Origin of the sequence: Pseudomonas nunensis, assembly GCF_024296925.1 — a bacterium.
Classification (GTDB): domain Bacteria; phylum Pseudomonadota; class Gammaproteobacteria; order Pseudomonadales; family Pseudomonadaceae; genus Aquipseudomonas; species Aquipseudomonas nunensis.
This window is the reverse complement of record NZ_CP101125.1, coordinates 3,080,217-3,095,268: the sequence shown is the minus strand read 5'-3', so window position 1 is coordinate 3,095,268 and position 15,052 is coordinate 3,080,217. Positions and strand designations below refer to the sequence as shown.

The 15,052-nt window shown below is 59.4% G+C and carries 8 protein-coding genes; 4 read left to right on the top strand and 4 right to left on the bottom strand.

The features are described 5' to 3' along the window. Positions 1-41 precede the first annotated feature (41 nt). Positions 42-752 carry a histidine phosphatase family protein gene (locus NK667_RS13185; RefSeq protein ID WP_054615031.1) on the bottom strand — a complete coding sequence of 237 codons (711 nt, stop codon included), beginning with the start codon at positions 750-752 and terminating at the stop codon, positions 42-44. Positions 753-959: 207 nt separating this feature from the next. Here NK667_RS13185 and sohB point away from each other — a divergent pair, with 207 nt between their 5' ends. The 3 genes from sohB to NK667_RS13170 all read left to right on the top strand — a co-directional run bounded on the left by sohB (position 960) and on the right by NK667_RS13170 (position 10,910). Continuing rightward, positions 960-1,982 (top strand): protease SohB, encoded by a 1,023-nt coding sequence (sohB, locus tag NK667_RS13180; protein ID WP_054615030.1) that lies wholly within the window; start codon positions 960-962, stop codon positions 1,980-1,982. A gap of 211 nt (positions 1,983-2,193) precedes the next feature. Continuing rightward, complete coding sequence (locus tag NK667_RS13175) at positions 2,194-7,065, top strand: NEL-type E3 ubiquitin ligase domain-containing protein (protein WP_063869675.1); 4,872 nt, start codon at positions 2,194-2,196, stop codon at positions 7,063-7,065. A gap of 47 nt (positions 7,066-7,112) precedes the next feature. Beyond that, entirely contained in the window at positions 7,113-10,910 is a 3,798-nt protein-coding gene (locus tag NK667_RS13170) for a dermonecrotic toxin domain-containing protein (RefSeq protein ID WP_054615028.1), read from the top strand. 72 nt (positions 10,911-10,982) lie between these two features. Here the strand turns inward: NK667_RS13170 and NK667_RS13165 are convergent, their stop codons facing one another. Both NK667_RS13165 and NK667_RS13160 read right to left on the bottom strand, forming a co-directional pair. Continuing rightward, complete coding sequence (locus NK667_RS13165; protein ID WP_054055126.1) at positions 10,983-11,477, bottom strand: DUF934 domain-containing protein; 495 nt, start codon at positions 11,475-11,477, stop codon at positions 10,983-10,985. After that, on the bottom strand, positions 11,461-13,119 hold the full coding sequence (locus tag NK667_RS13160; protein WP_054615027.1) for a nitrite/sulfite reductase: 1,659 nt from the start codon (positions 13,117-13,119) through the stop codon (positions 11,461-11,463). The genes NK667_RS13165 and NK667_RS13160 overlap by 17 nt, the downstream gene beginning before the upstream one ends. Positions 13,120-13,640: 521 nt before the next feature. On the opposite strand from NK667_RS13160, the gene NK667_RS13155 reads away from it, so the two are divergent. Beyond that, positions 13,641-14,714, top strand: a complete 1,074-nt coding sequence (locus tag NK667_RS13155) for an ABC transporter substrate-binding protein (protein WP_054615026.1) — start codon at positions 13,641-13,643, stop codon at positions 14,712-14,714. Here the strand turns inward: NK667_RS13155 and NK667_RS13150 are convergent. After that, complete coding sequence (locus NK667_RS13150) at positions 14,711-14,929, bottom strand: DUF2970 domain-containing protein (RefSeq protein ID WP_054055132.1); 219 nt, start codon at positions 14,927-14,929, stop codon at positions 14,711-14,713. The two genes, NK667_RS13155 and NK667_RS13150, sit on opposite strands and share 4 nt — an antisense overlap. Positions 14,930-15,052: the final 123 nt, after the last annotated feature.

The following is a 15,052-nucleotide window of genomic DNA, read 5'->3' as shown; positions in this document are numbered from 1 at the left end:
TAGAGCTGGGGAATTACAGCCAGGGTCACAATAGTCCGGACTCAGCGAAACGTGATGAGTTCCGGGGCCTTCAGCAGTTGCAGGTGTGCATGACTGTTGAAGGAAGCCAGAGCCACCTCGCGACCACGAAACTTCAGTTGGTTGAGCGAGGTGTTGACGATTTGCCAGTTGAGTTCAAAGGCCTGCCGCGCAGGCATTTGCGTAATGAGGTGGAGCAGAGCGGTGATGGTGCCGCCGGAAGTGAACACGGCGATTTTCTGGGTGTTGTCGGCCTGCTCCAGAATGCGATGCAGACCGGCCTGCACACGTTCGACAAAGCCCAGCCAGCTTTCCAGCCCCGGCGTGTCGTAGGTGCCGGCCAGCCAGCGCTCAATGATCAGGGCGAAGATGCGCTGGAACTCGGCGCGGTTTTGCGCGGCGTTGCGCAGGATATCGAGGGCTTCGGGTTCGTCTTCCAGCATGGCCGGGAGCAGGGCGCGGATCACCGCGTCGGCGTCGAATTCGTTGAAGGCGGAATCGATTTCCAGGGTTGGCACCGGCAGGCCCACGGCCGCGTACTGTTCCAGCGCGCAGTTGGCCGTATGTTGCTGGCGGCGCAAGTCCCCCGACAGGCAGCGATCGAAGCTGACACCCAGCCCGGCCAGGTGCTGACCGAGGATTTCTGCCTGGCGTACACCGGTCGGCGACAGGACGTCATAGTCGTCTGCACCAAAGGAGGCCTGGCCATGTCGAATCAAGTAGATGCTGCCCACGTCCGCGTCGTCCCGGTACGTTGAAGGTTTGGCGAGGTTATGAGGATGACCGTGAGCTGTCAATGAAAAAACATACGCTTGTTTGAAATGCTCGTTACAGGCCTGTTTCCAGAGGTTTCATGGCTGGCCCCAAAGGCGGGGCATGGGTATGCTGGAGCCATCGCGCGCGAGTGTTTCAGCAGCGCATCAGTATTAGAGGAGTCCTGTGTGGAGTTTTTTGCCGAGTACGCCAGTTTTCTGGCCAAGACCGTGACACTGGTGATCGCCATTCTGGTGGTCCTGGCCAGTTTCGCGGCATTGCGCAGCAAAGGTCGGCGCAAGTCGGCCGGTCAGTTGCAGGTCAGCAAACTCAATGATTTCTACAAAGGGCTGCGCGAACGCCTGGAGCAATCCCTGCTCGACAAGGATCAGCTCAAGGCGCTACGCAAGTCCCAGTCCAAAACCGAGAAGAAACAGAAGAAGAAACCCGAAGCCAAGGCCCGGGTATTCGTGCTGGATTTCGACGGCGACATCAAGGCGTCGGCCACTGAAAGCCTGCGCCACGAGATCACTGCACTGCTGACCCTCGCCACGCCCAAGGATGAAGTCGTCCTGCGCCTGGAAAGCGGCGGTGGCATGGTTCACAGCTATGGTTTGGCCTCGTCGCAACTGGCGCGCATCCGCGACGCCGGTGTGCCGCTGACCGTGTGCATCGACAAGGTTGCCGCCAGCGGCGGCTACATGATGGCGTGCATCGGCGAGAAGATTATCAGCGCGCCATTTGCGATCCTCGGTTCGATCGGCGTGGTAGCGCAACTGCCGAACGTCAACCGACTGCTGAAAAAGCACGATATCGACTTTGAAGTGCTGACCGCTGGTGAGTACAAGCGCACCCTGACCGTGTTTGGCGAAAACACCGAGAAGGGCCGCGAAAAATTCCAGGAAGACCTGGACATCACCCACGCGCTGTTCAAGAACTTCGTCGCCCGCTATCGCCCGCAACTGGCTATCAATGAAGTGGCCACCGGCGAAGTCTGGCTCGGTGTGGCGGCGCTGGACAAGCAACTGGTAGACGAACTGAAGACCAGTGACGAATACCTCTCCGAGCGCGCCAAGGGCGCCGAGCTGTACCACCTGCACTACGCCGAACGCAAAAGCCTGCAGGAGCGCGTCGGCCTGGCCGCCAGCGGTTCCATCGACCGCGTGCTGCTGAGCTGGTGGAGTCGTTTGACCCAACAACGTTTCTGGTAATACCTACATGAGCCCGGCCACTTCGGTGGCCGGGCTTTTTTGTGGGTGATTGTTTAACGACATAAATATGAAGTTGGCAGGTGGTATATATGTATTGTTTAAATTCGAGTTGTTGATTTGTTTGTGCAAGTTCCTATCGGTTATTAGCGCTTTTTATTGAAATGCCGAGCGATAGACTGGTGATTCTTATGAGTCGCAAGGATCGCTGACTATGTCTTCAACGCCAGTTACTACAACACCCCAGGATATGACGCCCGAAGAGCAAGGCGTTTTCTTCGATTTCTTCAAGCGTGAAAATCTCCCGGCATGGCTGCTGGAAACCTCCCCGCAAAGGCGCAAAGCCCTGCACGCAGCCCTTGTTGCCAGTCATCACTCCCGTGCCGAAGTCATCAAGGTTATGGCCGGGTTGAAAAACATGGAAAAATTCTGTGCTCCCTTATTGGCCAAGGCCATGTCCGATAAGTTCGGCGCGCCCCTGGATATAAACGGCATTGTTTTTCAGCATATTCGCTCCACTTCAAGTTTTCTGGGGCTTAATAAGAAACTCGTGTTGCCTATCGACAGGGATGTGTTGGTCGCCGCGTGTGAGAACTTCGAGGAGAGTGAAACGCTTGCCAGTAACTATCATGAGAAATCGCTGATCTATCAGCCGAAGCGTATCAACGGAATAGCCAACAATGTGCTGGATATCCAGCCCCATGAGTTTGCGCAGCTGTGCCGCCAACTGGACCTGGGCAAGCAATACCAGACGCACCTCGACAGTGTTTTCCAGCCCTACGTCAGCACCGGCGAGGTCCGAAATAAATGTTCGGCTCACGCCCGGCGACAACTCGACGTTGATCGGCACACGGCACTCATGCAGAAACACATTGGCGAGAAGGTTTTTCAGATGCTCGGAGAGCTTGTGGAAAACCAGGCGTCGATCAAGCTCGACACTCACACCATCGCCTTCAAGCGTCTGGAGCTGCAGGAGTATTCGTTGCACGGCGCGATGCTGATAGTCGCGGTCAGTAACGGGGCTTATTTCGATAATCCGTGCGTGCTGTATTTACCTGGCGATCCAATACAGCCATTGAAGGAGTATCCGACCTACAGGCGATTTGAGCTGGGCCTGAGCGATCGATTGCGCACCGAGGCGTTCCAGTCCTACATCACGGGGATGGTCACTCTGGTGGATCTGGCGGGATTTCAGTACATGCTCAAGCAGCGTTTGTTTGGGACCAACACAGGCTGGATGCTGCCAACCCACACGGCGTTCATTCCCGTGATGGCTATCGAGACGGAAAGCGATTTTTTCACCGAGCTTTACCGCCAGCGCGTAGTCAGGGTGATGGCAGATGCACGGCAGTTGGTAGTGCCGACCGGCGATGAGGACGAAAAAAGCCGCATTGCACGGCTGGAAGGTTACAAGGAGTTGGGACTCGATATTGCGTTGTTCGCCGCTTCCTTCATTCCGGTGGTGGGCGAGGTATTGATGGCGGTAGCTGCGGTCCAACTGTTGCTTGGGGTTTACCACGGCGTCGAGAGCTGGGCCGCCGGGGAGCAGGAACAGGCCACGGATTACTTCTTCGACACCTTGGAAAACCTCATCGTCATGGCGGCACTGGTCGCAGGCGGGGCGGCGGCGAAAGCTACCTTCCTGAAAGTCAGGGGCTCGAGCTTTGTCGAAAGCTTGCGCCGGGTCAGGTTATCCGGTGACGAGGAGCGTCTGTGGAAGCCGAGCCTGGTGCCTTACCGACAGGATATGACGTTGCCGGCCTGGCTTGAGCCCGATGAAAAGGGGCTGCGCTGGATCGACGATCAGGCCTACCTGGCCGTAGACAAACATGTCTACGCCGTTCGCCAACAGGCGGACAGTGGCTTGTGGGAGGTGCAGAGGCCGGCGATCCGGGAAACCTATTATCCGCAACTTGAAACCAACGACGCCGGGGCCTGGCGCCACGATTCCGAACTGCCACAAGAGTGGGATCGACTGAAGCTGTTTCGGCGAATGGGCTACTCGGAGGAGGATATTCCAGACGCCAGGGCCGAGCAGATTCTGTCGGTCAGTGCCGTCGATGAGCGGATTTTGCGCCGGGCGCTGATTGACCGCATGAACCCGCCGGCGCTGTTGGTCGATACCGTTCGCCGCTTTGGTACCGATCAATCCGTGAGTCTGTTTATCGAGCAATTGCAGGGCGCAACCGCCGAACCCCTGGCCGATGCCGATCTACAGCTGCGGCTGTTGATGACCCTGAAGAAGTGGCCCGCGCAGACAGGGCTCAAGGTGGTCGATGTCGAAGGTCGGACCGTGCAGGCATACGCTCACGAAGACGCCAAGACAACGACAAAAACCGTCAGCCTGACCCAGGCGCAGGTTAAGGGCGGGACGTTCTATGCGCCCCTGCTGGCGGGCTTGAGCGACTCTCAAAAGCAGAGCCTGCTGGACTCGGCATCCAAGGCGCCCGCCGAACAGAGCGAGGCCTTGGTGAAAGTGCTGGCCGAGCAGGCTGATCGCAAGCGGCAGGAGCTGTTTGCCTGGATCTACCGGCGTGGTGTGCCTGTACAGGAGAGCCGTACCAGTCCCTTGCGCAATCAATTTACCGACTTGCCGATCAGCGTGCTCGATGAGTTGGTGCATTACGCCGAGGACAGCGAATGGGCCGAACTGGATGACGGCAAAGTCCCTTTGCGCCTGGCCGAGGAAGCCCGACGCTTCCAACAAGTGGTGCGCATCAGCCGAGCCTACGAGGGGCTGTACCTGAACGCGAGCGGTGGCATCGATACTGATCGCTTGGTGTTCAATACCATGAAGAATCTTCCAGGCTGGAAAGGCGATATTTATCTTCAACTGTTGGAGTACTCGTTCTACACCGAAGAATTTGCCAGTTTGGGCGCCGAAGATTCCACGCAAAAATTACTGATCAGCGCTCATCCGGATCGCTATCAAGTGTTTGATGAGAACTACGACATCCGCAGCTACCTGTTGGGACGAACCCGCGAGCATTACTTCCAGGCCTTGTGGGATGGATTGACACCACTTCGTCGCCAGGCATTGGGCGTGGGCGTGGACGGGGACACAGGGGCGTTGGTGCTGCGGGAAAAGATCACCGCGCTGGCACTGCAGCGCCACGGGACGGCCGGTCAAGTCCTGGGCATCGCGTTTCGCCGCCAGGGCTACGTGTCACCCATGCGCCTGGCCGATCCGTTATTGGGCACCGGTTCCAGTAAGCATCTCTCTGAACCCCTGACGTCGGCCGCCAAGTCTCCCGCATTGATCCATCGCGCGAAAGAGCTGTACCCCTCGCAGTCGCCGGAACAGATCGATCTGTTTCTGACAGGGTTGGGCCCCGTTGAAGTACTGGCAGCCAGGCAGCTGGAACACCTCAGGCTCGAATACCTGAAGATCGTCGAGGTGCTGCAGGGCTGGATCGGTCGCGATAGCTGGTACCAGTTGGCAGATGAGCCACGGATCAAAGTGTCGGTACTGGCCAAATCCAGGGTCGCCCGGGAAATCATCCGTTGCTGGCGCAAAGAGACTACCAGCCGACTCACCCTTGACGGTCGACTGTATGAGCTGTCGCTACCGCCGTTGCATGTGGGGGAATTGCCGATCATTACCGGCGACTTCAGCCATGTCGGCTCGCTGGTCATGGACCGAATCGGTGCCGGCGCCGGAATGAACAGCTTTTTGTATAACTTCAAACAACTGCGCCACCTGTCTTTGGTCGGCAACGGTCTGACAAGGGTGGCCTTGGCTATCGGCGAGATGCCGCGCCTGGAAACCCTCAACCTGAGTGAAAACCAGATTCGGCTGACCAGCGCTACGGTCGATGTACTGGCTGGTTTGACCCACCTCAAGACCCTGAACCTGAACAATAACCCGACCTTGAGCCTGATCCCCAATGTCGCTCGGTTGACCCGGCTTCAGCGCCTTGAGTTAAGCAATACGGGGATCACTCAGTGGCCCGCAGGCGCCACCGGGCTGGCCGAATTGCAAGTGCTGGACCTGCGCAACAACCGTATCAGCCAGATCCCGGAAGATGTGTTTGCGGCTTCCGGCCGCTTGAACAAAGGCACCGATATTGGCGGTAATCCGTTGACTGCCGAGACAAAACGGCGGCTTGCGGCCTATCAACTCACCACGGAAATCGGTCTTGGAATGGTGCTGTCAGGGCAATGGTCGGGATTGGTTGGCGCCGTGGCGGACATGAGCATGAGCGCGACCTGGCTGACCGGCGTCAATGCGCAGGAGGCCGTGCAAAAACGCATTCTGTGGACCTCGTTGTTGGCGTATCCGGACGGCACGCCGTTTTTTTCGCTCTTGACGCAATTGCGCTATACCGCTGATTTCCGGATCGTCTACCGCTCGTTGCGCCAGCGGGTGTGGGACGTGGTAGCAGCGGCTGCCGAAGACGACGCCTTGCGGCGCGCGCTGTTTCGCATGGCCAGCACCGGTCGCAGCAGCGCCGACGGGATTTCGCTGTTGTTCAGCGACCTGCATGTGCGGGTGCTGTGCTACCGGGCCATGACCGCCGCCAGAACCGGGATCGACGCTCTGGAAGGTCAACTGGCCCTGTTGCTGCGTGGCTTGTTCCGGTTGCAGGAAGTCGAGCGACTGGCCCTCAATAACATCCTTTCGCGCCGACGTACCGGTCCGCTGACGGGCGAACAGGCCATGGAAGTCAGCCTGGCGTTCCGCGTTGGCCTGGCCGAACGCCTGAACCTGCCCGCCCAGCCGCGAGAGCTGAATAATCGCCTGAGTGTCGATGTGATTCCGCCCACTCTTGATTGGGCTTACACCAAGGTGGTGGCGGCAGAGCACACGACGCAATTGCTCGACTGGATCTCGGCTCAGGAGTTCTGGACCGAATACCTGGAAAGCACCCATCGCGAGCAATTCGACGAACTGACCATTCGCAGCGCGCTCGCCTTCGCTCAGCTTGACGGCCAATTGCATTACACCCGAGAGCAGTTCACCCAGAGCATGGACGGCATCGTCACCAATTACACGAATGAACGCTCGACGTTGTTCCGGCAACTGACATCGCAAGCCCTGGCACGTCATCCCGAGCTGGTACTACCGGCTACGGCGGGACGCTGAAAGCGGCGCAGACAAAACACGGAACCCGATCACTGCAAGGATTGCACATGAACGCATTCAAACATTCAGGCAAGGCTACCGAGGTGCTCTCCCATCTCGGGCTGGACGCGGTCTTGCCAATGACCGCCGCCCAATACGCGGCGAAACTGATCCGCCAGCGCTGGGGCGAAGCGCCCTTGAGCGCGCTGCTGGTGGACCTCAATTACGATTTCTACGGTTACCCGGCCATCGGCAATGTTCATTTGGGCAAGGTCCGGACTTCGCAAAGTCTGGTTCAGGTCCTGCTGAACAACTATCAGACGGTGGGCGCTGGCCGTTTTGGCGAGACCGCTTTTGGTCTGTACACGCCGCCGGCAGTGGGTCCGCAGGTGCGGATCGTCGAGATCGACGAGTCGATCAACCCCGGCGGCGGCTTTCGCGATTACGAAGGCCTCTACCGGAAAAGCACACCACAGCGCTACGGCCCGGACACACAACTGGCCTTGCAACCGGCGGAGTTCAAACGATGGGTATGGGAGCTTGAGTTCAAGGACCTGTATGCCGCGTATGTGCGTGATGCCTGGCCCGGCGACGAGACGATTCTGGCGTCGGCGGCCTATCCGTTACGCACCGGGGTCAAAACGGCGTTTGTCATGGCGGCCTGGCTGCAACGCCAGGAAAACAGCTTGAGCGAGGCCGGGTTGAGCCTGGCGCTGCGCGCCGCCGGACTTGATCCTCGACAAACCTGGGCGCAACTGACGGTCGAGCAACTGCAAGTGCAGGCGCCGATTCCGTCGTCGGTTGAGGCAGCACGCCTGATGATCTATCGCTACACCTCCAGCGATATCTGGAGTTTCAAGGACAAGGCCAGTGGCCGCGTTGTGCTGTACGTGCCGGGAAACTCTTCACCGTTCCATGAGTTTGCAAATCTGCATGCCTTGCGCACATGGCTGGTCGATAGCGGTCGCGATGCCACCAAGCGCCACGCGCTGGCGGCGCATTTTGCCGAAGACGACCGCGAGGACGGCACCTTTCACGCCGGTGTGCTGACGGCCCTTGCAGGCATGGCCACATACCCTCGCCAGCATCAGTTGAAAAAGGGACATGGATTCTTCAACAACGATGGTTACTGGCCGGCGGGTGATTACATTGATCTGCAAGTGCCTGGGGCGGCAACCGATCCATTTGCCCAGTGGGTGCGGGTCATGAAGCAAGCGGCCGAGGCCAGCATCGAAAGCATTCGTGACGATGCCCAGGTCAATCGCGACAACCTGAGCGCAGTGGTCGAGCCGGTGGCGCAATGGATCGAGAAGTTTGGCCCGTTGGCCTTGTTCGTACCCGGCGCCGAGGGCTTGCTGGCACTGGCCGGGCTGATCGATGCCGGTTATGGGCTGGCGCAAGCGGTAGATGGCCAGACGCCGGATGAACGCTCGGCCGGGGTCACTCGCACGGTATTCGGTTTGCTCAATGCCTTGCCGGTCGCGATGGGCGGCGTGGCGCTCAAGACCGAAGAACACGTAGTGGCGGCGACGGTCCGGGAGCCTGAGGTGATCGAGGCACCCGCGCCGGCAATCGTCAGCGAAGGCGCCGCCGTCAACGAACGCCTGCGCCTGCTACGCGGTCTGGGGCCTGAAACAGCCTCCTTCAGCGATGAAGTATTGGGCCAGATTGCACATGTCTGCGATATCGACAATGACTTGCTGTCTCTGATGCAGGCGGGTCGCCGTCCACCGACGCCGATCCTGGCGGACACCCTCGCGCGGTTCCGGATTGACCAGGAGGTGCGCCAGGAATCAAACGCAGCCGAGCTATTCACGCAACGCTACGCCGTGCTGCAGCACTCGGAGCATGCTTGGGTGAAGCTGTTCCAGCAGCATTATCCCGGGTTGCCGAAAAACGCCATCGAACAGATGCTGGACCGCGCGGGCGTGGACATCGAGGTGGTTCATACCCCGGCCGACGCCAAACGTGTACTCAGTGAATTGAGCGCCAAGGCGCAGCAATACGCGTTGAATGTCCGACTGACTCGTGCCTACGAAGGTTTGTACCTGCGATCAGTGGAGCACGCCGACAGCGATGTGCTGGCGTTGCATTCCCTGCGACGGTTGCCGGGCTGGTCGCCGCTGACCCGCATCGAAATCCTCGACGGCGCGTCGGCGAATCCTCGGGTGCTGGACAGCATCGGTCCTCGCAGCGGCGGTCACTATCGGCAATTGATCAAGCAAGGATCGCGCTATCAGGCCAACCCGCCGGTCACCGGCAAGACGCTGGACTTTCCGAGCGCATTACTCGAAGCGCTGACGCCTGAGCAGCGTTCGGCCTTGGGCTTGCGTCCGGAAAACGCCGTGCAGGACTTGACGATCAAACTCAGGGAGGCCGCGCTGCTCCGTACGGAACTGGAAGTGGGGCTGCGCCGAATGGACGTCGGGATGCCATTCGACAACATGGGCTTGCGCGGTGGTGGCTACCCGGCGACCGCGCAAGGTGAGGCGCTGTCGAGGAATCTGGTGAAGTGGCAGCTCCGGGAAATTTACCCGCAAATGTCCGCGCAAGAGGTTGACGCATGGATTGACGACGCAGGTCTCAGCGTCCAGGCCCGGCTGGCCAGCCTCACTGATCAGTTGCAGCAATTGCGTATCGACCTGGCGGACTGGATCGAACGGGTCGAAATCGATGCCGAAGATATGGACATCGATTTGCTCGAAGCGGGCGAGGAGGACGCCGAAGGGCTGAGTCTAGAAGAGATCGAAGAGGAAAATGACGGGCGCATAAACGATGCTATCGAGTACGAACGCCGCACCCGAATCGAGCTTTCGAACGAACTGCAAGCCTTGTGGCAGCGACGCGGCAATACCGGCAGTCGCGTGTATTTCGAGGGGCAGTTCGTGGGCTTTCGGCTGGATCTCGACTTCGAACAGCTGCACTGCTTGCCAGCCATGAACGTCAAGTTGCCGGACGTCGTGGCGCTGTCGGCCGCGAATTTCGCCTTGTCCCAGCCCGCAAGCCTGTCAGGTTTCCTGGAGTGCCTGCCCAATTTGCGTACGCTGGACCTGGGAGGGACCGACCTGCGTGTCGTCATTCCGGGCGGTGGGGCGCACGCCAACCTGCCTGACGCCATCAGCCAACTGACGCAGCTCACTTACCTGAATCTTCAGGAGACGGGTTTGGTGCTGACTGAGCAAACCGCCGGCAAGCTCGGCGAATTGACCCGTCTCGAAACCCTCGACCTCAGTGACAATCCGCTGGGTGTGCCGCCGGTGGTGTTGCAGATGCCGGCCTTGCGCCGCTTGTACCTGCGCGCTACGGGCATCCGGACTTGCCCGGTGGGCGTGCTCGATCACCCGTATCTGCAGCGTCTGGAGTTGCGCGACAACCTGATTACGCGGATTCCGCCAACGGTCAGGAAACAGTCGGTGAACGCAGAGAATCTACTGTTGGCGGGCAACCCGTTATCGGATGAGGACACCCTGCGCTGGGTCGTGACCCACCGCCAGCAAACCGGTATCAACGTGTGGATGGGCTTGCCCAGCGGCGACGTCCTGCAGCCCGATGCCTGGCTGGTGGGGCTTGCGCCGGAGCAGGTCGCGTTGCAGGTTCAGCGCTGGCAGGGACTGGTGGCGGAGGCGGGGAGCGAGCGGCTGTTTGAAACCCTGGCGGTGCTGCGGCGCACGGCGGATTTCATGGTGGACTATGCGCCGTTGCAACAACGGGTCTGGCACTTGATCGACACGCTGGAGGCGTCACCTTCGCTTTGCCAGCATCTGTTCCGTGAAGTGCAGTGGCCGGCGATCAACTCCAACAACCCGTTTGCGGGGCTGGCCGGGCTCGAAGAAAGCATCACGACTTATCGTGCATCTGGGCAATAGCACGGACTTTCTGGAAGGCGAAAAAAAACCTCGGGCCCCGGCGCAATGCCAGGGCCCAAGGCCTTTTAGCCATCAGCGGCGACGGAACAGCGGCAGCGGTTCGTCGGTGGCGGCCTGATACGTCACCGAGAAGTCCTTGAGACCTTCAAGGGCTTCGTACGGATCTTTGTCGGCGCGAATCGCAAAGGCATCGAACCCGCAACGGCGCAGGTAGAACAACTGGTCGCGCAGCACATCGCCAATCGCCCGCAGTTCGCCTTTGAAACCATAACGGTCACGCAGCAGACGGGCGTTGGAGTAGTTGCGGCCATCGGTGAAGGCCGGGAAGTTCAGGGCGATGACCTGGAAGTTGTCCACGTCTTCGCCGATTTCTTCGGCTTCTTCATCGGCGTCCAGCCATACACCCAGGCCGCCATCGCGGGCCTTGAGCATGCGGCCGTGTTCGCGCCACAGCGACAGCGGCACGATCAGGTCGTCGCAGTTGCTGATCTCGTCGATGTTGAAATCCTTGGGCAGCAAGTGCCAGGTTTCGTCGACGACTTCGTTGTTCTTAATGATTCGCTGCATAGACGCGCTCCTTGAAGAGGTCGATACCAATACGCTGATAGGTGTCGATAAAGCGCTCGTCTTCGTGACGTTGTTCGATGTACACGTTGATCAGCTTCTCGATCACATCAGGCATGGCTTCCTGGGCGAAGGACGGGCCGAGGATCTTGCCCAGGCTGGCGTCACGGCTGGCGCTGCCACCCAGGGACACCTGGTAGAACTCTTCGCCTTTCTTGTCCACCCCGAGAATGCCGATATGGCCGACGTGGTGGTGACCGCAAGCGTTCATGCAACCGGAGATGTTCAGGTCCAGTTCACCGATGTCGAACAGGTAATCCAGGTTGTCGAAACGACGCTGGATCGATTCGGCGATCGGGATCGACTTGGCGTTGGCCAGGGAGCAGAAGTCGCCGCCAGGGCAGCAGATGATGTCGGTCAGCAGGCCGATGTTCGGCGTGGCGAAACCTTGCTCGCGCAATTCGCCCCACATCGCGAACAGTTGGGACTGTTCAACGTCGGCCAGGATGATGTTCTGCTCATGGGAGGTGCGCAGTTGACCGAAGCTATAACGCTCGGCCAGGTCGGCCACGGCGTCGAGCTGCTTGTCGGTGATGTCGCCCGGTGCAACACCGGTCGGCTTCAGGGACAGAGTCACCGCCACATAGCCCGGCTTCTTGTGGGCCAGGGTATTGCGGGTACGCCAGCGGGCGAAACCCGGGTGTTGTTTGTCGAGGTCGGCCAACTCGGCAGTCTGGTTGTCCAGGGCCTTGTAATCCGGGTCGACGAAATGCTTGGCGACGCGATGCACTTCGGCTTCGGTCAGCGTGGTCTGGCCACCGCGAAGGTGTTCCATTTCCGCATCGACTTTTTGCGCGAAGACTTCAGGGGTCAAGGCTTTGACCAGGATCTTGATCCGCGCCTTGTACTTGTTGTCGCGACGGCCATAGCGGTTGTAGACCCGCAGGATGGCGTCGAGGTAGCTCAACAGATCCTGCCACGGCAGGAACTCATTGATGAACGCGCCCACCACCGGCGTACGGCCCAGGCCGCCACCGACCAGCACACGGAAACCCAGTTCGCCAGCGGCGTTGTGCATTGGCTCAAGGCCAATGTCATGGACTTCGATGGCCGCACGGTCGGAAGTCGAACCGTTGATGGCGATCTTGAATTTGCGCGGCAGGTAAGCGAATTCCGGGTGGAAGGTAGTCCACTGACGGACGATTTCGCACCATGGACGCGGGTCGATCAATTCGTCGGCAGCGACACCGGCGAACTGGTCGGTGGTGACGTTGCGCAGGCAGTTGCCGCTGGTCTGGATCGCGTGCATCTGCACGGTGGCCAACTCGGCGAGAATGTCTGGAATATCTTCCAGCGCCGGCCAGTTGAACTGCACGTTCTGCCGGGTACTGATGTGGGCGTAGCCCTTGTCGTAGTCACGGGCAATCTTGGCCATCATTCGCGTCTGGCGCGAAGTCAGTTGGCCGTAAGGCACCGCCACCCGCAACATCGGGGCGAACCGCTGGATATAAAGGCCATTTTGCAGGCGCAGGGGGCGGAATTCTTCTTCGCTCAGCTCGCCTGCCAGATAGCGTCGGGTCTGATCACGGAACTGCTTGACGCGGTCCTCGATGATCCGCTGATCGTACTCGTCGTATACGTACATATAAGTCCTGTTCTCAGGCTTGGGCCGGTCGGTTCCAGTTGCGTTTTTCGCTTGCTGAAGTTTCCGATACTGCCTCGGCAATTCTGCGCGCACGGCCGCGCACTCCCTACGGAGCCGGGGCAAGATACCAGTTTGCAGTTATGCGCAAAAGTGATGTTTGAGTATATGTAAAGAACCAAAACGACTAACGAGAACCGTTATTAATAAACCCCTATTTGTGGTGAGGGCAATCGTCGTCTTTACTGTGGTCGAGTCTTTATGCAATCACCGATAAAACCGACAAGAGGCGATGCAATGAGCAACCCGACCAAAGCAAGGAAAAGCGACAGTACCGTTGACGCTTGGGCGATTTTGTTCCTGATCATACTGGTCGTAGGAACCGCCGTTTTCTGGGTCAGTCACCAATAGCGACCCGTCCGGGCCCGGTTCCGACGGATTGTCGGACAAAAACCGGAATAAACCCCGTTTTTCGGGCGTTCGCTGGCATAATGCGCGGCGAATTTTCGGGGCTCGGACCATTAATGTTGAAGTATTTGTGTGGTGTGTTGCTGACGCTTGGCTCGGTCTTCGGACCCTGCGCCCAGGCGGCATCGGTGCTGTTCCTGAGTCCGGGCAGTACCCATGAAGCGTTCTGGGTCAGCTACGGGCAATTCATGCAGGCAGCGGCCACGGACTTGGGCATGGACTTGCGGATTCTCTATTCCCAGCGCATGCCCGAACTGACGATTGCCCAGGCGCGCACGGCGCTGCAGGGACCTGATCGCCCGGACTATCTGGTGTTCGCCAACGAACAATACGTCGCCCCGCAAATCCTGCGCCTGGCCCAGGGCAGCGGCGTAAAGCTGTTCATGGTCAATGCGTCCCTGACCGACAATCAATTGAGCCTGCTGGGTGAGCGTCCGGACCGGTTGGGCAGTCTGGTGCCCAACGATGAGGAGGGCGGCTACCTGATGCTCAAGGAACTGATCCGCCAGCATCCTCCAGTGGCCCCTGGCCAATCCATCGACTTGCTGGCGTTTTCCGGCCTGAAGATCACGCCGTCGGCGCAACTGCGCGAGAAAGGCATGCTGCGCGCCTTGGCCGAGCACCCGGAAGTGCGCTTGCGGCAACTGGTCTACAGCGGCTGGACTCGTGATCGCGCGTATGAGCAGGCGAAGATGCTGTTCAGGCGTTATCCGCAGGTGTCGCTGGTGTGGTCAGCCAATGACGAGATGGCGTTCGGTGCCATGCAGGCGTATGCCGAAACCGGGAGGAAGCCGGGCGTGGATGCGCTGTTCAGCGCTTTCAATACCTCGCCCGCGGCGTTGCAGGCGATTATTGATGGACGCTTGAGCGTGTTGTTGGGCGGGCATTTTACCCTGGGTGGCTGGGCGATGGTGGAGTTGCACGATATCGATCAGGGCGTGGACTTGAACCAGTACGGTGGCCGTGACCGGCAGCTGCCGTTATTGCAATTGATCGACAAGACCCAGGCCAGACGGATGCTGGCCATGGGCGATGCGCCGGATTTCGGGGTGAACTTCCGGCACCTGTCGGCCAAGGGGCGGCCAACGTCCTATCGCTATCCGTTCAACCTGCAAACCTTGATGCACTAAACCCCTGCCAGCAACAGCACCAGTTTCACGATGCCGAACAGCGACAGCGCGAAGACTGCGGTGAACAGAATCCCCAGAATCACGAAATGACTCGGCTTGCCGTGGGTGAAGTCGCGAGCGCGATTCTTCCCGCTCTGCACCCCGAATGCTGCCGCGACCACGCTATGCAGCATCTGCCACAAGGTTGGCGGCTTGTTGTCGACCGGATCGTCCATAAATCCCTCGTCATGTTTGTGTGTCAGGCAAGCATAGACAATCCGCAGGAATCCTGCGGGGGCGGGCGGAACCGGGAATTTATGAACGCCCCCAAACCCCTGTGGGAGCGGGCTTGCTCGCGA

Coding starts and splice junctions, on each gene's coding strand:
- NK667_RS13150 (WP_054055132.1), bottom strand. CDS start 14,929: ATGGACGATCCGGTCGACAACAAGCCGCCAACCTTGTGGCAGATGCTG.
- NK667_RS13160 (WP_054615027.1), bottom strand. CDS start 13,119: ATGTACGTATACGACGAGTACGATCAGCGGATCATCGAGGACCGCGTC.
- NK667_RS13165 (WP_054055126.1), bottom strand. CDS start 11,477: ATGCAGCGAATCATTAAGAACAACGAAGTCGTCGACGAAACCTGGCAC.
- NK667_RS13175 (WP_063869675.1), top strand. CDS start 2,194: ATGTCTTCAACGCCAGTTACTACAACACCCCAGGATATGACGCCCGAA.
- NK667_RS13170 (WP_054615028.1), top strand. CDS start 7,113: ATGAACGCATTCAAACATTCAGGCAAGGCTACCGAGGTGCTCTCCCAT.
- NK667_RS13155 (WP_054615026.1), top strand. CDS start 13,641: ATGTTGAAGTATTTGTGTGGTGTGTTGCTGACGCTTGGCTCGGTCTTC.